General features: G+C 72.6%; 17 protein-coding genes and 1 pseudogene. 3 read left to right on the forward strand and 15 right to left on the reverse strand.

Going from position 1 to position 19,362, the window contains the following annotated elements:
- Positions 1-11: 11 nt before the first annotated feature.
- The 9 genes and pseudogenes from Raf01_RS01360 to eno all read right to left on the reverse strand — a co-directional run bounded on the left by Raf01_RS01360 (position 12) and on the right by eno (position 7,474).
- Positions 12-806, reverse strand: coding sequence for a uracil-DNA glycosylase (locus tag Raf01_RS01360; protein WP_203915818.1), 795 nt, complete (start codon positions 804-806; stop codon positions 12-14).
- Between the two features lie 151 nt (positions 807-957).
- Complete coding sequence (locus Raf01_RS01365; protein ID WP_203915819.1) at positions 958-1,641, reverse strand: dienelactone hydrolase family protein; 684 nt, start codon at positions 1,639-1,641, stop codon at positions 958-960.
- A 156-nt stretch (positions 1,642-1,797) separates the two neighbouring features.
- Complete coding sequence (locus Raf01_RS01370; protein ID WP_203915820.1) at positions 1,798-2,820, reverse strand: HAAS signaling domain-containing protein; 1,023 nt, start codon at positions 2,818-2,820, stop codon at positions 1,798-1,800.
- Positions 2,817-3,149, reverse strand: a complete 333-nt coding sequence (locus Raf01_RS01375) for a PadR family transcriptional regulator (protein ID WP_203915821.1) — start codon at positions 3,147-3,149, stop codon at positions 2,817-2,819. Before Raf01_RS01375 ends, Raf01_RS01370 begins: the two co-directional genes overlap by 4 nt.
- A 237-nt stretch (positions 3,150-3,386) precedes the next feature.
- Positions 3,387-4,301, reverse strand: coding sequence for a Ppx/GppA phosphatase family protein (locus Raf01_RS01380; protein WP_203915822.1), 915 nt, complete (start codon positions 4,299-4,301; stop codon positions 3,387-3,389).
- Positions 4,302-4,363: 62 nt separating this feature from the next.
- Positions 4,364-4,885 (reverse strand): annotated as a pseudogene (locus Raf01_RS01385) (amino-acid N-acetyltransferase); the annotation flags it as partial.
- Positions 4,882-5,376, reverse strand: coding sequence for a DUF501 domain-containing protein (locus Raf01_RS01390; RefSeq protein ID WP_239133284.1), 495 nt, complete (start codon positions 5,374-5,376; stop codon positions 4,882-4,884). The pseudogene Raf01_RS01385 and the gene Raf01_RS01390, both read right to left, overlap by 4 nt.
- Complete coding sequence (locus tag Raf01_RS01395; RefSeq protein ID WP_203915824.1) at positions 5,373-6,029, reverse strand: FtsB family cell division protein; 657 nt, start codon at positions 6,027-6,029, stop codon at positions 5,373-5,375. Before Raf01_RS01395 ends, Raf01_RS01390 begins: the two co-directional genes overlap by 4 nt.
- A gap of 161 nt (positions 6,030-6,190) precedes the next feature.
- Positions 6,191-7,474 carry a phosphopyruvate hydratase gene (gene eno / locus Raf01_RS01400; protein ID WP_203915825.1) on the reverse strand — a complete coding sequence of 428 codons (1,284 nt, stop codon included), beginning with the start codon at positions 7,472-7,474 and terminating at the stop codon, positions 6,191-6,193.
- A 215-nt stretch (positions 7,475-7,689) separates the two neighbouring features.
- Here eno and Raf01_RS01405 point away from each other — a divergent pair, with 215 nt between their 5' ends.
- Complete coding sequence (locus Raf01_RS01405) at positions 7,690-8,412, forward strand: hypothetical protein (protein WP_203915826.1); 723 nt, start codon at positions 7,690-7,692, stop codon at positions 8,410-8,412.
- Between the two features lie 69 nt (positions 8,413-8,481).
- Here Raf01_RS01405 and Raf01_RS01410 read toward each other — a convergent pair whose 3' ends face one another.
- Entirely contained in the window at positions 8,482-9,252 is a 771-nt protein-coding gene (locus Raf01_RS01410; protein ID WP_203915827.1) for a hypothetical protein, read from the reverse strand.
- 117 nt (positions 9,253-9,369) lie between these two features.
- On the opposite strand from Raf01_RS01410, the gene Raf01_RS01415 reads away from it, so the two are divergent.
- Positions 9,370-9,822, forward strand: coding sequence for a hypothetical protein (locus Raf01_RS01415; RefSeq protein ID WP_203915828.1), 453 nt, complete (start codon positions 9,370-9,372; stop codon positions 9,820-9,822).
- A gap of 15 nt (positions 9,823-9,837) precedes the next feature.
- Here Raf01_RS01415 and Raf01_RS01420 read toward each other — a convergent pair whose 3' ends face one another.
- Positions 9,838-11,457, reverse strand: a complete 1,620-nt coding sequence (locus Raf01_RS01420; RefSeq protein WP_203915829.1) for a DUF885 domain-containing protein — start codon at positions 11,455-11,457, stop codon at positions 9,838-9,840.
- Between the two features lie 9 nt (positions 11,458-11,466).
- Positions 11,467-12,816 (reverse strand): MocR-like pyridoxine biosynthesis transcription factor PdxR, encoded by a 1,350-nt coding sequence (gene pdxR, locus Raf01_RS01425; RefSeq protein WP_203915830.1) that lies wholly within the window; start codon positions 12,814-12,816, stop codon positions 11,467-11,469.
- A gap of 68 nt (positions 12,817-12,884) precedes the next feature.
- On the opposite strand from pdxR, the gene Raf01_RS01430 reads away from it, so the two are divergent.
- Positions 12,885-13,919, forward strand: a complete 1,035-nt coding sequence (locus tag Raf01_RS01430; protein ID WP_203915831.1) for a DMT family transporter — start codon at positions 12,885-12,887, stop codon at positions 13,917-13,919.
- Here Raf01_RS01430 and Raf01_RS01435 read toward each other — a convergent pair.
- From Raf01_RS01435 to mfd, 3 genes are read right to left on the reverse strand one after another with little or no spacing between them, the layout of a single operon-like run.
- Positions 13,823-14,851: a nucleoside triphosphate pyrophosphohydrolase gene (locus Raf01_RS01435; protein WP_203915832.1), complete on the reverse strand. Its 1,029-nt coding sequence runs from the start codon at positions 14,849-14,851 to the stop codon at positions 13,823-13,825. The genes Raf01_RS01430 and Raf01_RS01435 overlap by 97 nt on opposite strands.
- A 6-nt stretch (positions 14,852-14,857) precedes the next feature.
- Positions 14,858-15,625, reverse strand: a complete 768-nt coding sequence (locus Raf01_RS01440; protein ID WP_203915833.1) for a hypothetical protein — start codon at positions 15,623-15,625, stop codon at positions 14,858-14,860.
- A gap of 13 nt (positions 15,626-15,638) precedes the next feature.
- On the reverse strand, positions 15,639-19,307 hold the full coding sequence (gene mfd / locus Raf01_RS01445) for a transcription-repair coupling factor (protein WP_203915834.1): 3,669 nt from the start codon (positions 19,305-19,307) through the stop codon (positions 15,639-15,641).
- Positions 19,308-19,362: the final 55 nt, after the last annotated feature.

Below are 19,362 nucleotides of genomic sequence, written 5' to 3' on the forward strand. Positions count from 1 at the left end.
CAGTCCCCGTGTCAGTCGAGCCCGGCGATCTGCTTCGCCCGGGCGAGTACGTCGTCCAGCATTGTAGGGGTGAGGCGCCCGGTAAAGGTGTTCTGTTGGCTCACGTGGTAACTGCCCAGAAGTACCGGTACACCGTCCCCGACCTGCGCCTGTGCGCCGTGCCCGAACGCCGGCCGGGGTACCGGCGGCCGCTGCCCGTAAACCGAGGCGAGCACCGGCCACCACGCCGCCCAGGCGAACGCGCCCAGTGCGACGACCACCCGTACCGTCGGACGCAGCAACTCCATCTCCCGGCGCAGCCACGGCGCGCAGGTGTCGCGCTCCCACGGTGTGGGTTTGTTCTCCGGCGGCGCGCAGCGGACCGCGGAGAAGATCCGGGTGTGTCGCAGTTCCAACCCGTCGTCCGCCGCGACGCTTGTCGGCTGGTTCGCCAGCCCGGCACGGTGCAGGGCGGCATAGAGCACGTCGCCGGACCGGTCGCCGGTGAACATCCGGCCGGTCCGGTTCCCGCCGTGGGCCGCCGGAGCCAGGCCGAGTACCGCGATCCGGGCGTCCGCCGGCCCGAATCCGGGCACCGGACGCCCCCAGTACTCCTGGTGGCGGAACGCGGCGCGCCGGATCACCGCGACCTCCTCGCGCCACGCGACGAGCCGCGGGCAGGCCCGGCACTGGCCGATCCACCCGTCCAGGGTGCCGATGCTGCCGGCCTGCCGCGCCTGCGCCTCGACCTCGGCCGGGTCCTGCGCCGGAGCGCGCTGGTCGGCGGCATCGACGCGCCGGCCGCGCTGCTCCCGGCTGGTGGTCATCCGGCCAGCTTACGGGCCCGGTGACTGGCCTGGCCGCCGCGCGCCGCAAGATCGCGCCGGTGGCCGCCGCGCGCCGCAAGATCACGCCAGGCCGGACCGGTCAGAAGCCGATCGCCGATCCGTGACCGGCGTGCGGCTCGACCGCGGAGCCTCAGCCGAGCCGGGTGCGCAGCAGTTCCAGGCTGCGCGCCCAGGCACTCGCCGCCGCGTCCCGGTTGTATGCCTCCGGCCGGTCGTCGTTGAAGAACGCGTGGTGGGTGCCGGGGTAGTCGTACACCGTGACCTCGCCGCCGGCCTCCTCGATCGCCCGGACCGCGGTCTTGATGCCGGCCGACCCGGGGCTCGCGGCCTCATCGTCGCAGTGGATCACCGCGGCCTTGCCCGCGTAGTTGGCCCACTGCGGACTCATCCGCTCCCACGGCACCGCCGGGTAGAAGCCGACCGTCGCGGTGATCTTCTCGGACAGGGTCGCCGACCACAGCGCGAGGCTGCCGCCCATGCAGAAGCCCACCGCGCCGATCCCGCCGGCCACGGTCTCCAGCCCGGCCAGGTAGTCGGCCGCCCCGGCGATGTCCTTGGCCGCCTGGTCCATGGCCATCCCCATGAGCAGCTTGCCCGCCTCGTCAGGCTCGGTGGCCTGCACACTGTGGTACAGGTCGGGAGCCAGCGCGACGAACCCGGCCGCGGCGAACCGATCGGCCAGCGACGTGATGTGCGGCACCAGGCCCCACCATTCCTGGATGACGATCACGCCCGGGCCGGTGCCCGAGGCCGGCGATGCCAGATAACCTTCGCTCGATCCGCCGTTGCTCCGGTACGTCACGTGCTCACCCACGGGCCGGCCTCCTGTCAGACAGTCATCATCGGCTGGTGGCGCAGAGGTTGCTGCGGGTAGCCAACCATGGACCAATGGTCAAACGGAAGGCTGCGACCGCGTGGCAGATATCGCACGTTCTGCCGACACGGAGGCGTTTGCCGCCGGGATACCTCCTCAGCCGCTCACCGACGCCGTCGGCGTGGCACTCGACGGCCGCGGCGTGGCGGACACACCGGCAGACGGCGTCGGAGTGATGGAGGGCACCGCCGTCGAGGGAACGGTGGACGGCTGCACACCCGCGGAGGACGACGGGCCGAGCGAGGCCGCGCCGGGCCACCAACTGGGTACGCCGAAGGCCGCGTAGGGATCCGCGCACATCGGGTACAGGTACGGTGTGGCCGGAGCGCTCGGGCAGGAGTACGGGTCGCCGAGGTTCAGCGCGTTGCCGTTCTGGTCGAACAGCCGCACCCCGGACAGCGGCCTGCCGTCCGATCCCACCGGAATGACGTCGCTCGGCTCATTGTCCTGATAGGACACTGGCGACGCGTTCGCGGCCTGCCACCCGTCGCGGATGTCGTCGCTCAACTGGAACGCCACGACGATCAGCAGCACGCCCAGGACGAGATTGAGCGCCCTCAGCCCGTACCGCTGCCAGCTCTCGCGCCATCGCCCGGCCCGGCGGCCGAACCAGACCGAGCCGACCACGCAGCCCAGCAGCACCACCATGCCGGTCAACCACTTGCCGCCGCCGACCAGCGGGATCACGCTCGTCATCCGGTTCGAGAGGCCGAACACGACCACGTCGAGCACGTAACCGCGCAGGACCCACCAACCCGGGCGCAGCAACCGCAGGTACTCGGACAGCCGCGGGTACCCGATCAGCCGGCCGCCCCGCGCGTCGGCGCGCCGGTAAAGGTCCGTCGCGAGACTCAGCCAGTCGGTCAGCCGCGCCGCGCCGGTCCCGGGCGTCTTCGCGGACATCAGCCCGGCCGCGGCGCGCAGTTCGGCGGCGTAGCTGGCCGGGCTGCCCAGCCTGGCCTGCAGCGGGCCGGAATCCTCGCTGGCCACCTCGGCGAGATGGTCCGGCAGGTCCTCCAGCAGCTCGTCCCTGACGTCGGCGGGCAGGTCGAGCAGCGCGGCCTCGACCCCGGCGAGGTACCGCGCGATCTCGTCAGAGCGGGTCTCGGTGCCGTTCATGCCGCGACTCCCGGTTCGTCGAGAAGGTTGTCCATTGTGGACGCGAACGAACGCCAGACCTTGCCGGACTGGGCGAGCTGCGTCCGGCCGGCGGCGTTGAGCGCGTAGTACTTGCGGTGCGGCCCCTCCTCGGAGGGCACCACATACGTGGTCAGGAGGCCGTTCTGGAAGAGCCTGCGCAGGGTGCCGTAGACCGATGCGTCGCCGACCTCTTCGAGGCCCGCGGTGCGCAGGCGGCGCAGGATGTCGTACCCGTACCCGTCCTCCTCGCGCAGCACCGCGAGCACGGCGAGGTCCAGGACGCCCTTGAGTAGTTGGGTCGTATCCACGCACGGCATACTACTTCGCTATGCGGAGTACCGCTAGAAGCACAGTAGCTACGGCGCGTCGCGGAGGGCCGACGAGTCGCGGTGCGTCGCGGAGGACCGACGAGTCGCGGTGCGTCGCGGAAGCCTGGCCAGTCGCGCGTCACGGAAGCCCGACCAGTCGCGGTGAGGTAGGGCCGGGCGGTGCCGGTGACGCCAGCGCTCGGCCAAAGCGGCCGGTCGGCGCCGGCAACGCTGGCGCTACGCCAGTGACCAGGCGATGCCGTCGAGGATGTCGTGCTCGCTCGCGACCAGTTCGGTGACGCCCGCGCGGTTCAGGATCGTGCGCAGGATCAGGCCGCCGGCGCCGATCACGTCGGCCCTGCCCGGGTGCATCACCGGCAGAGCCGACCGCTGCTCGTACGTCATCGCGAGCAGATCGGCGACGACCCGTTCGATGTCCGCAGTGGACATCCGGGAGTGGTGGATGCGCTCCGGCTGGTACTCGGACAGGCCGAGCGTGATCGCGGCGATCGTGGTGACGGTACCGGCGACGCCGACCAGGGTCGCGTCACCCATCCCGCCGACCACCGACAGCGCCTTGTCCACCGCCGTCTCGATGTCCGCGGTCGCCGCCTCGATCTGCTCCGGCGTGGGCGGGTTGCCGGACAGGTGCCGCTCGGTCATCCGTACGCACCCGATGTCCACGCTGATCGCGCTCTCCACAGTGGTCGTACCGGCGACGAACTCGGTGGAGCCGCCGCCGATGTCCACCACGACGTAGCCTCCGACTGGCAGGCCGCGTACGGCACCGGTGAACGACAGCTCCGCCTCCTGCCGACCGGTGATCACCTCGGGCGGCACGCCCAGCGTGGCCCGCACCATGTCCCGGAACTCCCCGGCGTTCGACGCGTCCCGGGTCGCCGAGGTGGCCACCATCCGTACCCGTTCGGCGCCCAGCTCCCGGATCCGCCCGGCGTACCGGTCCAGCGCGACCCGGGTGCGCTCGATCGCTTCGGGCGCCAGCCGGCCGGTACGGTCGACCCCCTGGCCGAGCCGCACGATCTCCATCCGCCGGTCGATGTCGGTGAGGTCGCCGATGCCGTCCGCCGGCAGATCGGCGACCAGCAGCCGGATCGAGTTGGTACCACAGTCGATCGAGGCGACCCGACTCACGCTTTCCGACCTTTCTGGCTCGGCGCGCCTGACGCCGCGCGGAGACCCGGAACGTCGTCCTCCAGGCGCAGCAACATCCGGCTGTTACCCAAGGTGTTGGGCTTCACCCGTTCCAGGCCGAGGAACTCCGCGACCCCCTCGTCGTACGAGCGCAGCAGTTCCTCGTACACGCGGGGCGGCACCGGGGCGCCGTCGATCTCGACGAAACCGAACGAGGCGAAGAACTCGGTCTCGAACGTCAGGCAGAACACCCGCGCCACGCCCAGCTCCCGGGCCGTCGCGAGCAACTCGGCGACGATCCGGTGCCCGATCTTCCGGCCCCGCCACGCGGGATCCACGGCCACCGTGCGGACCTCGGCGAGGTCCTCCCACATCACGTGCAGCGCGCCGCAGCCGACGACCTTCCCGGCCGCCCGCGCCACCCAGAACTCCTGGACGTCCTCGTAGAGCGCCACCGTCGCCTTGGACAGCAGCCGGCGCTCATTGGAATACGTGTCGACGAGGCGCCGGATCGCCCGGACGTCGCCGGTACGCGCCCGGCCGACGGTGATCTCGTCCGACCCGCTCGGTTCCGCTGAACTCACACGCACCGGCCCGCGGTCCACCACGGCTCGACCAGCTCGCGTACCTCGTCGCCGAACGGGTTCACGCCCGGACCGGCTGCCAGCGCGTGCCCCAGGTGCACGTGCAGGCACTTGACCCGTCCCGGCATCCCGCCGGCCGACACCCCGGCGATCTCCGGTACCTCGCCGATCGCCTCGCGCTGCGCCAGGTAGTCCTCGTGCACGCCCCGGTACGCGGCGGCCAGCTCCGGATCCGTGGACAGCCTCTCGGTCATCTGCTTCATCAGCCCGGCCGACTCCAGCCGGCTGCACGCCTGCACGGCTCGGGGGCAGGTCAGGTAGTACAACGTCGGGAACGGCGTGCCGTCCGCGAGGCGCGGCGTCGTCTGCACGACGTCCGGCAGGCCGCACGGGCACCGGTGCGCCACCGCCCGGGTGCCGCGGGGCGTGCGCCCGAGCTGGTCCTGTACCGCCTCGATGTCCCCGGGCCCCAACGGCTCGGTCGGGCTCACGGCGCGGTCCGGGGCTTGTCCGCGGCCTGAACGCTCGACCACAGCTGCCCATACCACGGCCCGGTGTTCTTTGCCTTGCCGGCATTGGGATCGGTGGACGTGGACGCGGTCGAACCGGGCCGCGACACCATGAAGACCGTGTCGCCCGGCATCGCCATCTGAAGCCTTTCGCGTGCCTGGGTGCGGATGTAGGTCGGATCCTTCCACCGCTGCGACTCGTCGGTCAGCTCGCCGATGCGCCGGCGCTGGGCGGCCTGGTTGGCCTCCAGAGTGGAGATCTGCGCCTGTTGGTTCAGGTAGATGCGCACCGGGTAGGCGTAGGCCAGCAGCAGCGCGCCGAGTACCAACGCCAGGACGGTCGCCCGGCCGGTGAGCCGGTGCGGCTGCGGTGCCCGGGTGCGCCGGGCGGCGCCACCGGCTGCGGCGCGGCGGGCGCTGGCCGGACGGGACGCGGAGCGCGCCGGGTCGGTGGCGGCGGAGCGGGTGGGGACCGCCCGTACCCGGTCGGCGGAGCGGAGCGGCGTGGCCCGGTTCGAGCCGGCGCGGCCGAGGCTCGTGCGGGTGGCCGCGCCCCGGGTGGCCCGGGGGGAGCCGGTGCCCCGGCCGCGCCGGCTAGGACCGCCTCGGCCTGGGGTGCGACGTGGCTGCGTCATGCTTGCCCTCCCCCCGTTGTCAACGCCACCGCGGGGGCGCGGGCGGTCGACGGATCGGGTCGGGGCCAGACAACCTCGGTTGTCCGGCCCGGCCCCGCCGCTTCGCCGCGCCCCGCGCGATCGGACGCACTACCGGCCGGCTGTCGCCGGGCCGGTGACGATCACTGCGTACGGTACCTCGGGAAGGCGCCGGCACCGGCGTACCGCGCCGCGTCGCCCAGCTCCTCCTCGATGCGCAGCAGCTGGTTGTACTTCGCGACCCGCTCGGACCGGGCCGGCGCTCCGGTCTTGATCTGGCCGCTGCCGACCGCGACGGCCAGGTCCGCGATCGTGGTGTCCTCGGTCTCTCCGGACCGGTGGCTCATCATGGTCCGGAATCCGGCCCGGTGCGCCAGGTCGACGGCGTCCAGCGTCTCGGTCAGCGAACCGATCTGGTTCACCTTGACCAGCACCGCGTTGGCGGCCCGCTCGGCGATGCCGCGGGCGATCCTGGTCGGGTTCGTGACGAACAGGTCGTCGCCGACGATCTGGATCCGGTCGCCGAGCTGCGCGGTCATCGTGGTCCAGCCGGCCCAGTCCTCCTCGGCCAGCGGGTCCTCGATCGACACGATCGGGTAGGACTCGACCAGCTTGGCGTAGTAGCTGGTCATCTCCTCGGCCGACTTGGCCGAACCCTCGAAGGTGTAGGCGCCGTCGGCGAAGAACTCGGTGGCCGCCACGTCGAGCGCGAGCACGATGTCCTTGCCCAGCTCGTACCCGGCGATGCCAACCGCCTCACCGATCAGGTCCAGCGCGGCGGCGTTGTGCGGCAGGTTGGGCGCGAAGCCGCCCTCGTCGCCGAGGCCGGTCGACAGGCCCTGCTTCTTCAGGACGCCCTTGAGCGCGTGGTACACCTCGACGCCGCTGCGCAGCGCCTCGCGGAAGTCGGGCGCGCCGATCGGAGCGATCATGAACTCCTGGATGTCGACGTTGGAGTCCGCGTGCGCGCCGCCGTTGAGGATGTTCATCATCGGTACCGGCAGGAGATGCGCGTTCGGGCCGCCCAGGTACCGGAACAGGCTCAGGCTCGAGGAGTTGGCTCCGGCCTTCGCCACCGCCAGGGAAACGCCCAGGATCGCGTTGGCGCCCAGTTCGGACTTGTCCGGCGTGCCGTCCACGTCGAGCATCTTCTGGTCGACCGCGCGCTGGTCGGTCGCGTCGTAGCCGACGAGCTCGGGGAAGATCCGCTCCTCGATGTTGTCGACGGCCTTCGCGACGCCCTTGCCCAGGTACCGGTCCTTGTCGCCGTCGCGCAGCTCCAGCGCCTCGAACGCACCGGTAGACGCGCCGGAAGGTACCGCGGCGCGGGCGATCGTACCGTCGTCCAGCCCGATCTCGACCTCGACGGTCGGATTGCCCCGCGAGTCGAGAATCTCCCGCGCGACGATTGCCTCGATGGTGGCCACTCTGGCCCTCGCTCTCCTCTTGACGATCATTAGGGCCGCGACGGTGCGGCGTAGAGGGGGCGGGTACACACGCCCGCTGCCCCGAGACTATCGAGCAGGGATAAGGGCCGGAGCACCGCCTCCCGGACCCGAGACCCGGGGCGATTTTCGGTATAAAACGACCCAGATTGTGAATAGAGTTGCCGCGCGGCCAGATCAGCGGGAAGGCTGAGGACATGCGTCTTGCGCCGCGGTCGATCCGCGCCCGACGTACCCTCGCCGTTGCCATGTCCGCGCTGGTCACCGCCGCGGTCGGGGGATCGGCCGGCTGCGACACCGTCGCCGGTGGTCAGCAGCTGAGCGGCCGGGCCCAGCTGGTGGACGACCTCGCCAGCCGGATGTCCAGCGCCGGCTCGCTGACCTACACCGCGACCTACTCGCTGCCACACGGCACCAGCGCCACCATCGCCCAGGCCCAGGACCCGAGCCGGGTCGCCTACACCTATCCGGGCGGCGAGCTCGTGCTCACCCCGGACCAGACCGCGGACTGCCGCTCCTCGGGCGGCGCCACGACCTGCACGCTGACCCCGCCGCCATCGCCGCCCGGCAACCCGACCAGCGCGCTGCTGTCCCAGATCGGCGGCCGGGGCCTGCTCGCCCCGACGGTCGTGATCGACCTGCTCAGCGCGGTCGCCGTGGACGGCGGGACGGTGGTCTCCCAGCACGACACCACGCTGTCCGGCGAGCACGCCACCTGCCTCGACGTGACCGGCCTGAGCAACGCGCCGGCCACCAGCTTCTCCGCCTGCGTGACGACCGAGGGGATGCTGGGCAGCTTCACCGGTACGGTCGACGGCAACCCGATCGACCTGACTCTGGACGACTACCGGCCCACCGTCGCCCTGGACGCGTTCGCCCTGCCGGGCGGCGCGACGATCGCCGACAAGCGGTCGAAGTGAGCCGCCGGGCCGGTCGCTGTGAGCCCGGGCCGGTCGACGTGACCCGCCGGGACCGGTCGACGTGAGCCGTCAGGACCGGTCCAGGGACAGCTGCGACAGGCCGCCGACCGCGTCCAGCTCGTACCGGTCCCTCGCCTGATCCCAGCCGGCGGCCGGGTACACGGTGTTTCCGGAGACACCGGCGTGCACGGTGCCGTCGATGGTCGCCTGCCCGGCGCCGCCGGCGACCCGTACCTGGACCGGTACGGCCGCCGGGGCGTGCACGGTGAACTCGGACGCCCCGCCACCCTCCCGTACCGTGACCGTGCCTCTCGGCCTGGGCAGCCACAGCTCGACGCTGGACACGCCGCTGGCGATGTCGACTCCGGAAACCGGGCCGCCGCGCAGGTCGAGTCGGGCCTCATCGGCCCCGCCGGCGAGCCGGAACCGCCAGGTCGCCCGCGAGCTGAGCAGGATCTCGACGCTGGCCGGGCCGCCACCCGAGCCGTCGTCCGAGGCACCCAGCCCGACGAGTACCGAACCGTCCTGGTCGGTCACCCGGGGTACCGTGCCGGAACCGGCCGGCGTACCGATCCGGTACAGCCGGTCGCCGAGGTCCCGGACCCGTACCGTCACCAGCCCGACCCCCGACGTCAGGTCGAGCCGGGCGTCGTCGCGGCCGGCCAGCGGCGCCGAAACGGTGTGCTCCGGCCCGTTCCCGTGCCGCACGGTGAGGCTCACCGCGGCCACCAGCAGGGCGATGAGCAGGAGGGCGACCAGGATCACCAGGCCGATGTAGATGGGCCGGCAGTCCGGAGCGGCGACCGGCCCCTCGGGTGGGGCGGACGTGTCAACGGCCATGGCCGCACCGGTACCCCGGCGGGCCCGAACGGCAAACTCCTCCCGTTTGCCGCGACCGGAGTGCGGGCACTCCTTCGGACAACAGGCGAACGAGACGACTGCGGTCGGCAGGCTGACGTGCTGGAGGTGTCCCTGATGGGCAACGGGTGGAGTGGACGGACCCGGGAAGCGGAGCGGGTCGCGGGACAGGCGTTCCACGAGTTGGTCGCGGCAGTCGAGGCCGGCGGTAACGGGGCGCGGTCGCTGGCCCGGCGCGGTGCCGACCTGGCCGAGGAGGCGAGCGACCGGCTCAACTCGGCGGGCGACCGGATCAGCTCGGCGAGCGACCGCGTCGGCTCGGCGATGGGCGAGAGCCGGCGGCGCGCCAGTAGCGCGATGGACGCGCTGGCCGGCCGCCGGGCGCCGATCCAGTGGGAGTGGATCTTCGCTGGAGCGGCGACCGGCATGGTGATCGGCTGGCTGATCGCGCGGTTGACCCGGCGCGCGGCTGAGGAGGCGTTCGTACTGGAGGACTCCGACGCGGTGATCGCCGACCCAGTCGCCGCCGAGGAGAGCAAGGGCATGGCCTGACCGCGCCCGGGCGGGTCAGACGCCCAGCAGCGTCCGCAGGTGCCGGGGCGCGAGCGAGCCGTGCGCGAGCATGCGGTCGTGCCAGTCGCGCACCGGTACCTCGGACGGCCGGGCGCGGCCGATCCCGGCCACCTCGACGTACCCGACGAAGTACGTCGACAGCTGGGTCGAGGTGAGCAGCGCCCGCCGCCACTTGCCGGCCGCCTCGCCCTCCTCCTGGAACCCGCGCCCGGTCATCAGCGCCATGGCGTCCGCCTCGGTCAACCCCTCGCAGTGCACCAGCTGGTCGATGACCGCGTTGAGCGCGCAGCGCAACTGCATCTTGAGCTGCTGGAGCCGGACCGGTACGCCGCCGAAGCCGTAGTCCGCCATCAGCTCCTCGGTGTAGACCGCCCAGCCCTCGACGAACGGACCGGACCAGCCCAGCGACCGGACCCTGGTCGACCCCCGGTACCGGCGCGCGTGCGCCAGCTGGAGGAAGTGGCCCGGCATCGCCTCGTGCACGGTCAGGTTGCGGACCATGTGGTCGTTGTACTCGCGGTAGAACGACGTGATCCGCTCCGGCGACCAGTCGCTGGGCGTCGGCGAGATGCAGTAGAACGTGGGCACCTCGGAGGTCTCCAGCGCGCCGGGCGGGTCGCAGTATGCCACCGCGACGCCCCGGGCGAACTCCGGCATCTCCTGGATCACGCACGGGTCGTCGATCAGCGACACCAGCTCGTTGGCACGCACGAACTCGGTCGCCTCGTCGAGGCTGCGCTTCGCCAGGTCCACGATGGACGTGTTGTCCGGATGCTCCTCGGCCAGCCGGTCGAGAGCCGCGCGTACCGTCTCGTCGGTCTCCGGGCCCCCGACCATCCGGGCGGAGACCTCCCGTAGCTGCTCGCTGACCCGGTCGAGGGTGTCCTGCGCCCGGGACAGCACCTCGGCCGCGGTCAGGCCGGTGTCCAGGGTGTGCCACAGCCGGGCCTCCCAGAGCCGCCGCCCCAGCCTCGGGTCGCGGCCGGCGCCGCCGTCGGCGAGCTGGGTACCGAGCCAGCCGCCGAACTCGTCCAGCGCGGTACGGGCCCGCTGCGCTGCCGGTTCGACCCGGCCGGCCAGCGCCGGCTCCTCGGCCAGCAGCCGGGGCACCTCGCTGGCGATGAGCCCGGCGGTGCCGGCGAACTGGCCCTGCGCCGTCTCCAGGTGTACGCGCGGGCAGTCCACCAGGGTGGCCCGCGCGGTGGCCAGCGCGTCCGGAATGGCCTCCAGCCGCTGGGCGAGGCTCTCCAGCCGCTGCGCGACCGGCGCGTACGGCCGGGAGATCAGCGAGTGCAGGAGCACGCCGGGATTGTGTGCCAGCGGGTTCCACTCGTGCTCACGCACCTCGGTGAGATCGAACAGCAGCCGGTCCACCAACGACATCAGGACCTCGTGGTCCACCCGCCCCTCGGCGTCGAGGGTGTCCTCGTCCACCTGAGACAGCGCGGCGGACGCCTCGCGCAGCATCGCCACGTCCCGCGCGACGCCGTCGGCGGAGAAGTCCGGCAACCGGCCGTCGAACCGGTGATCCCCCGCGTCGGTCGCCAGTTCGGGGTTGGCTTCCAGGACCGCCTCTACCACGCGCTCCGCGATGGTCACAAAGTCGTCGGACATCCCAGCAACCTACCCGAGCAGCCTGCCGACCGAGGCGATGGCATCCCGCAGCCGGTCGGGCGGCAGCGCCGCGTACCCGATGGCGAGCCCCGGCGGTCCGGGCGCGCTGATCCGGGTGGTGGACAGTGCCAGCGCCCCGATACCCAGCGCCGCGGCCCGCCCGGCGAGCGCCACGTCGTCCACGCCGGGCGGCAGGGTGACCAGCAGGTGCATGCCGGCCGCCACGCCGGCGACCGTCGCCCCGGGAAGGTGCTCGGCGATCGCCGCGACCGCGACGTCACGGCGCAGCCGGTACAGCCGGCGCACGGTACGCAGGTGCCGCTCGTACCCGCCGGTCGCCAGGAGTTCGGCGAACGCGAGCTGTTCCAGCACCGGTCCGCCGTTGTCCGCCGCCGACTTGGCGACGGCCAGCTCCGCCATCAGCCGGGGCGGTCCGGCCAGCCACCCCAGCCGAAGGGCCGGGGCCAGCGCCTTGCTCACCGAGCCGATGTGCGCCACCGATCCGGTGGCCATCCCCTGGAGGCTGCCGACCGGATCGCGGTCGTAGCGGAACTCCGCGTCGTAGTCGTCCTCCACGATCAGGCCGCCGGTGCGGGCGGCCCAGGCGACGAGCGCAGTACGCCGCTCGGGCGAGAGGACCACGCCGGTCGGGAACTGGTGTGCCGGCGTGACCACCACGGCGGCCAGCCGGGTACGGGACAGCGCGGCGACATCCAGCCCCTGGCTGTCGACCGGCACCGGTACGGGCCGCAGCCCCGCCGCGATCAGGTGCTCCCGGATCGGCGGACTGCCCGGGTCCTCCACCCCGATCCGGTCCACACCCCGGGCGCGCAGTACCGCCGCCAGCAGGGCCAGGGCCTGCGCCGCACCAGACGTGACCAGCAGCCCGGCGGGCTCCACCCGGGCCGCCCGGACCCGCACCAGGTAACCGGTCAACTCGGCGCGCAGCCGGAGCGCGCCCGCCGGATCGCCGTAGTCGAAGTCGCTGTCGGCGGCGGTGCGCAGGGCGCTCTCGTACGCGCGGCGCCAGGCCCGGCGGGGGAACTGGGCCAGGTCCGGGATGCCGGGCCGCAGCGCGACCACCGGTGCCGGTCGCGCCGGTGCCCGAGGGACGGGCGGCTGCGCGGCACCGGTGGCGACGAACGTGCCCGAGCCGTGCCGGGCCACCAGCCGCCCCTCGGCCAGCAACTGCTCGTAGGCGCCGACCACCAGTCCCCGCGACACACCCAGCTCCGCCGCGAGGTCCCGAGTTGCCGGCAGGCGGGTGCCTGCGCCCAGGCTGCCGTCCGCGATCGCGGTGCGCAGCGCGGCCGCGAGCTGCTCGCCGAGCGCCGGTCGCCGGCGGTCGAGGACGAACAAGTGGTCCCCTTACAATGCGCGTCAGTGGACCTTCTCAGTAGACCACTCGGCTTCGTACCGTCGCCAGCATGAGATCGACCGGAGCGGTGCTGTGCGCGACCGCGATGACCATCCTCGGCACCTCGTTCCCGGTGAGCCGGGAGTTGACCGGGTACCCGACGCTGACCAGCCAGGCTGTCCGGTACCTGATCGCCGCGGCGCTGCTGGCCGCGCTGGTACGCCGATCCGCCGGCCGGGCCCCGTACCGCCGGGAACTGCTGCGGCTCGCCGGGCTGGCGGCCACCGGGCTGGCCGCGTTCAACGTGTGCGTCCTCGCCGCGCTCCGGCACGCCGACCCGGCCGTGCTCGGCACGGTGATCGGCGGCACTCCGCTGCTGCTGGCGATCCTCGGGCCGGTGCTGGCCGGCTCGCGGGCCAGCACTTGGGCTGGACCGGTCAGGCGGCGTTCACGCCGGGGGGCTCCGGGCCGGCGCCGCCCGTCGGCACGCGTGGTGGGCTGCGGTGCCGTCGTGGTGGCCGGCATCGCGCTGGTGCAGGGCGGTGGGCACGCGAGCGCCGCCGGGCTGTGCTGGGCGCTCGGCGCGCTAGCCGGGGAGGTGCTGTTCTCCCTGCTCGCCGCGCCGCTGCTGGACGAACTGGGGCCGGTACGGGTGTCCGCGTGGGCGTGCGCCCTCGCGGTACCGCAGTTGGCGGTGGCCGCCCTGGTGACCGGTGAGTGGCACCGGCTGCGGGTGCCGACCGCGGCGGAGGGCGTCGCCCTGCTCTACCTCGCCGTCGTGCTCACCGTCGTGGCGTTCCTCTGCTGGTACGGCGGCCTGCGCCGGCTGGGCGTCGAGCGGGCCGGGATGTTCGCCGGGCTGCTCCCGGTGGCCTCACTGGCCGGTACCGCCGTGATCGATCACACCGCTCCGGCACCCGGCGCCCTGCTCGGCACTCTGGTCGTCGCGGCCGGTCTGGGTGCCGGGCTGGCGGTCGACTGGGCTGGACCGTCCGCTACGGCGACGGATCAGGCTCCGGTGCCGGTCGGACCGGTCGGCTCGGAACCCGCCGGCGCCGCACCCGTGGAGGAGGCGCGCTCCGCGGCCCGTACCCGCTCGGCGTAGGCGCTCACCGCGCGGCGCAGCGCCGCCTCCGCGTCCTCGGGGCTGTCAGCCACCATGCGCAGCAGCCGGGCGCCGAGCCCGTCACCGTCCGGCCCACCGCCGTCCAGCCCACCGCCGTTCGGGCTCTCGATCGGGAGTTCGGTCGCGAGCCCGGCCCGCTCGACCCGGGACAGGATCTTCGCGGCCAGCGCGAGCGCCGGCTGGGACCAGGCGATCCCGTCCAGCACGGAGGTCCGGGCCTTCTCCGCCTTCTTGATCCGCTCCCACTGCTCGGTGATCTCGTCGATGTCCTCGACCGGCTCAGCGCCGAACACGTGAGGGTTGCGCCGGATCAGCTTGTCGACCAGGTCCCCGGCGACGTCGTCGACGCTCCAGCCCTGCCCGTCCGGCAGGTTCTCGGCGAGGCGGGCGTGGAGGACCACCTGGAGCAGTACGTCGCCCAACTCCTCGCGCAGCGCGGCCTGGTCGTCCGCCTGGATGGCGTCGTACGCCTCGTACGCCTCCTCCAGCATGTACTTCGCCAGGCTGCGGTGCGTCTGGGCGAGCTTCCACGGGTCGCCGCCCGGCGAGGCCAGCCGGTCCATCACGGTCACCACGTCCAGCAGCCGGGAGCCGGGCGGATCCCAGGAGCCGTACATCAGCTCCAGCTCGGCCAGGCCCGGCTCGCTGGCCAGCCGCAGCCCGAGCGCCCGGGCCAGGTCCTCGTCGCCGGTCGGGCCGGCCAGCCAGACGGCGGTACCGGCGGCGATCAGGTCGGCCACCCCGTCGGCGGTGACGGTCACCGGGATCCCGGCGGCACGCAGCGCGGCGGCCTGCGCGCCATCGACGGCGGTGAACACCGGCGCGGCCCGGACCGCGTCCCAGGCGGCGGCGGTGAGCAGCCCGGCCGGCAGCCGGGGTGAGGTCACCAGCAGGACGATCCGTCCGGGCATCGACCGCTACTGCGCCGGGTTCGAGGCGCTCTGGTCGTCGGTCGGCGCCACGGTGGGCGTGAGGTCAAGGACCGGAGCCCCGCCCTTGGAACCGCCGATGGTCAGCTGCGCCACCGGCAGGTTGTCGCCGCTCTGGGTCGGGACGGTGGCGAGAGTGATGCCCGCGGGCTGGTAGCGGGGGTTCAGCGAGACGTTGTACCGCTTCATCGCGTCGGTCAGCTCGTTGCGCACGGTCACGGCCTTCGCGAGATCCGAGGCGAACTGGCTCTGCAGGGCCTGCTTGACCTCCGCGAAGTCGGAGGGGCCGGCGGCCTGCTGAGAGACCAGCAGGTTGAACGCGTCCCGGTAGTCCGCGTCGGTGACGGTGCCCTCGCTGGCCTTCTCGGTCAGCAGCTCGCGGTATGCCTCAGCGGTCGCGACGAGCTGAACATACGCGTCGTTGATCGGCAGCCCGATGCCCTGCGCGGCGCTCTGCGCGAGCGTGTCGATGTTCTCGGTCGGGGCCGGGTAGCCCTTCTCCTTGGAGAACCGCTTCGCGACCTCGATGAAGACCTCGTTCGCGACGATCTGGCGCCGCACCTGGGCCTGATCGCTGTCCTGGATCTTGGCGCCATCCTTCTTCAGCTGCGCGACCAGGGTGTCGATCTGGTGGTTGGAGAAGCGCGTGTCGCCGACGTAGGCGGCGTCGGCGCCGGTCTCAAACCGGCACCCGGTCAGCGCGGCGAGAGCCAGCACACCCGTTGCGGCGGCGGCGATCAAGCGACGGCGAGGCATGGAGCACACTCTCTCACGCCGGCTGGCCAGCGGTGCTGCGGGGGGCTTGCGCCGGTTTCGGGGCATCGAGTACCGAGGTGATCAATTCGGCGCACCACTCCAGGAGGCCGGTGTCGCGCAGCGGTTCGCCGCCCACCCGGCGGGTCGACGGCCGGGGTACCGACACCTGGTCTGTGGCCGTCTTGTAGACCGCGTCCGGGTACAGGCGCCGCAGGCGCAGCTGCTTCGAGTCCGGCAACGGTACCGGCGAGAACCGGATGTGCCGCCCCTGCAGGGACACATCGGTCAGCCCGTACGAGCGGGCCAGCAACCGGAACCGGGCCACCGCGATCAGGTTGGCCACCTGCTCGGGCGGGGTACCGTACCGGTCCTGCATCTCGGTCACCGCCTCGTTGAGCGCCTCCTCGGACCGGGCGGAGGCGAGCTTCCGGTACATCTCCAGGCGCAGCCGTTCCACGCCGATGTACTCGTGCGGCAGGTGCGCGTCGACCGGCAGGTCGATCTTGACGTCGACCTCCTCCTCGTCCGGCTTCTCGCCCTTGAACTGCGACACGGCCTCGCCGACCATCCGCACGTACAGGTCGAACCCGACGCCCTCGATGTGCCCGGACTGCTCACCGCCCAGCAGGTTGCCGGCCCCCCGGATCTCCAGGTCCTTCATGGCCACGTACATGCCGGCACCCAGCTCGGTGTGCTGGGCGATGGTGGCCAGCCGCTCGTGCGCGTGCTCGGTCAGCGGCTTCTCGCCCGGGTACAGGAAGTACGCGTACGCCCGCTCCCGGCCCCGGCCGACCCGGCCCCGGATCTGGTGGAGCTGAGCCAGACCGAGCAGGTCGGCCCGCTCCACGATCAGCGTGTTGGCGTTCGGGATGTCGATACCGGACTCCACGATGGTCGTGCAGACCAGGACGTCGTACTCCTTCTCCCAGAAGCCGACCATCACCTTCTCCAGGGCGTCCTCGCCCATCTGGCCGTGCGCCACCGCGATCCGCGCCTCGGGTACCAGCTCCCGCAGCCGGCGGGCCGCCTTCTCGATGGACTCGACCCGGTTGTGCAGGTAGAACACCTGGCCGTCGCGCAGCAGCTCGCGGTGGATGGCCGCGGAGACCTGCTTGTCGTCGTACGCCCCGACGAACGTGAGCACCGGGTGGCGCTCCTCCGGCGGGGTGGCGATGGTGGACATCTCGCGGATGCCGGTGATGGCCATCTCCAGGGTCCGTGGGATCGGGGTCGCGCTCATGGTCAGCACGTCGACCGCGGTGCGCAGCTGCTTGAGGAACTCCTTGTGCTCCACGCCGAAGCGCTGTTCCTCGTCGACCACGACCATGCCGAGCTGCTTGAACCGGGTGCTGTTCTGCAGCAGCCGGTGGGTACCGATGACGATGTCGGCGGTGCCCTCGGCGGCCATCGTCAGGGTCTGCTCCGCCTCCTTCGGCGTCTGGAACCGGGACAGCTGGCGGATCGTCACCGGGAACTGGTTCATCCGCTCGGCGAACGTGTTGTAGTGCTGCTGCACCAGCAGGGTGGTCGGGACCAGTACGGCGACCTGCTTGCCGTCCTGTACCGCCTTGAACGCCGCCCGCACCGCGATCTCGGTCTTGCCGTAGCCGACGTCGCCACAGATCAGCCGGTCCATCGGAACCGCCTTCTCCATGTCGGTCTTGACCTCTTCGATCGCGGAGAGCTGGTCCGGCGTCTCGGTGTACGGGAACGCGTCCTCCAGCTCGCGCTGCCACGGGGTGTCCGGGCCGTACGCGTACCCCCGGGAACTCTGCCGTGCCGCGTACAGCTGGATCAGCTGGGCGGCGATCTCCCGTACCGCCTTGCGCGCCCGGGCCTTCGACTTCGCCCAGTCCGAGCCGCCCAGCTTGTGCACGGCGGGCGCCTCGCCACCCACGTACCGGGACAGCTGGTCGAGCTGGTCGGTCGGGACGAACAGCCGGTCGCCCGGCTGGCCCCGCTTCGAGGCCGCGTACTCGATGACCAGGTACTCGCGCTCCGCGCCGTTGACCGTGCGCTGCACCAGCTCCAGGTACCGGCCGATGCCGTGCTGCTCGTGCACCACGTAGTCGCCGGGGCGCAGCTCCAGCGGGTCGATGGTGTTGCGCCGCCGGCTGGGCATCTTGCGCATGTCCCGGGTGGATGCCCCGCGCCCGCCGGAGATGTCGGTACCGGTGACCACGGCCAGCCGGGACGCCTCGTCGACGAAGCCGAACTCCAGGCCGCCGGTGGAGATGATCACGGTGCCCGGCGCCGGTGGCCGCGCGATGTCGTCGGCCAGGGTGACCCCGAGGCCGGCGTCGCGCAGAACCTCGACCGAGCGCTGCGCCGGACCGTTGCCGGCGAACACCATCGCCACCCGCCAGCCGTCCCCGGACCAGCGCTTGAGGTCGTCCAGCACCCGGCCGGTGTCGCCGTGGTACAGCGGAACGGGCTGGGCCGCCAGAGCCAGCGCCCGGCCGACGTCCGGCGTCACGGTGACCTCGGGCAGCGGCTCCTCCCAGGGCTGCACCTCGGTCGAGGCGGCCGCCTCGACCACGCCGAACGGTGAGATCGACCACCAGGGCTGGCCCAGCTCGGCCGCGGTCGCCCGGACCTCGGCGAGAGTGCGGAACGCGGCCGCGCCGAGGTCGATGGGCGCCTGGCCGCCGACCGCCGCCGCGGCCCAGCTCGCCTCCAGGAACTCCGCGCTGGTACGGACCAGGTCGTGTGCCCGGGTCCGGATGCGCTCCGGGTCGCACAGCACCACGATCGTGTTCACCGGCATCTCGTGCAGCAGCAGCTGCAGGTCGCCGGGGACCAGCACCGGGGACAGCGACTCCATGCCCTCGACCGGGATGCCCTCGGCCAGCTTGTCCAGGATCTCGGCCAGCGCCGGATGCGCTTCGGCCAGCTCGGCGGCCCGCGCCCGGACCTCCGGAGTCAGCAGCAGCTCACGGCAGGGTGGCGCCCACAGCCGGTCGGTGGCCGCCAGGGTGCGCTGGTCGGCGACGGCGAAGGTGCGGATCTCCTCGATGTCGTCGCCCCAGAACTCCACCCGCAGCGGGTGCTCCTCGGTCGGCGGGAACACGTCGAGGATCCCGCCGCGTACGGCGAACTCCCCGCGCTTCTCCACCAGGTCGACCCGCGCGTACGCGATGTCGGTGAGCCGCCGTACCACCTCTTCGAGGTCGGCGCTGCCGCCGGTGTGCAGCTCGACGGGTTCCAGGTCGCCGAGGCCGCGCAGCTGCGGCTGGAGCACCGACCGGACCGGCGCGACCACCACGCGTACCGGCCCGCGCTCGTCCGGGTGGGCCAGCCGGCGCAGTACCGCCAGTCGCCGACCGACCGTGTCGGAGCGCGGCGAGAGCCGCTCATGCGGCAGGGTCTCCCAGGCCGGGTACACCACGACCTGGTCGGACGGGAGCAGGCAGCCCAGCGCGTTCGCGAGGTCGTCGGCCTCCCGGGAGGTCGCGGTCACGGCGAGCACCGGCCGCCCGGCCCCACCGGCGCGGTCCCCGTCCGCCGAGGCCGCCAGCGCGGCGACCACGAACGGGCGCAGCGCGGCGGGCGCGGTCAGGTCCAGCTGCTCGGCCGCGGCCGTGTTCACGGCGTTCGGCCCGGCCGAGTCGCGCGCAAGATCGCGCGCGGAGGCCAGGGCGGGGTCGGCGAGGGCGGATTCGAGGAGGCCGTAAAGCTTCATCAATGTCACTTTCCGTAGTGAACGGGCACGCGACAAGTCCCCCTCGTCCGGGCTG

This window comes from Rugosimonospora africana, assembly GCF_016862975.1.
GTDB classification, from domain to species: domain Bacteria; phylum Actinomycetota; class Actinomycetes; order Mycobacteriales; family Micromonosporaceae; genus Rugosimonospora; species Rugosimonospora africana.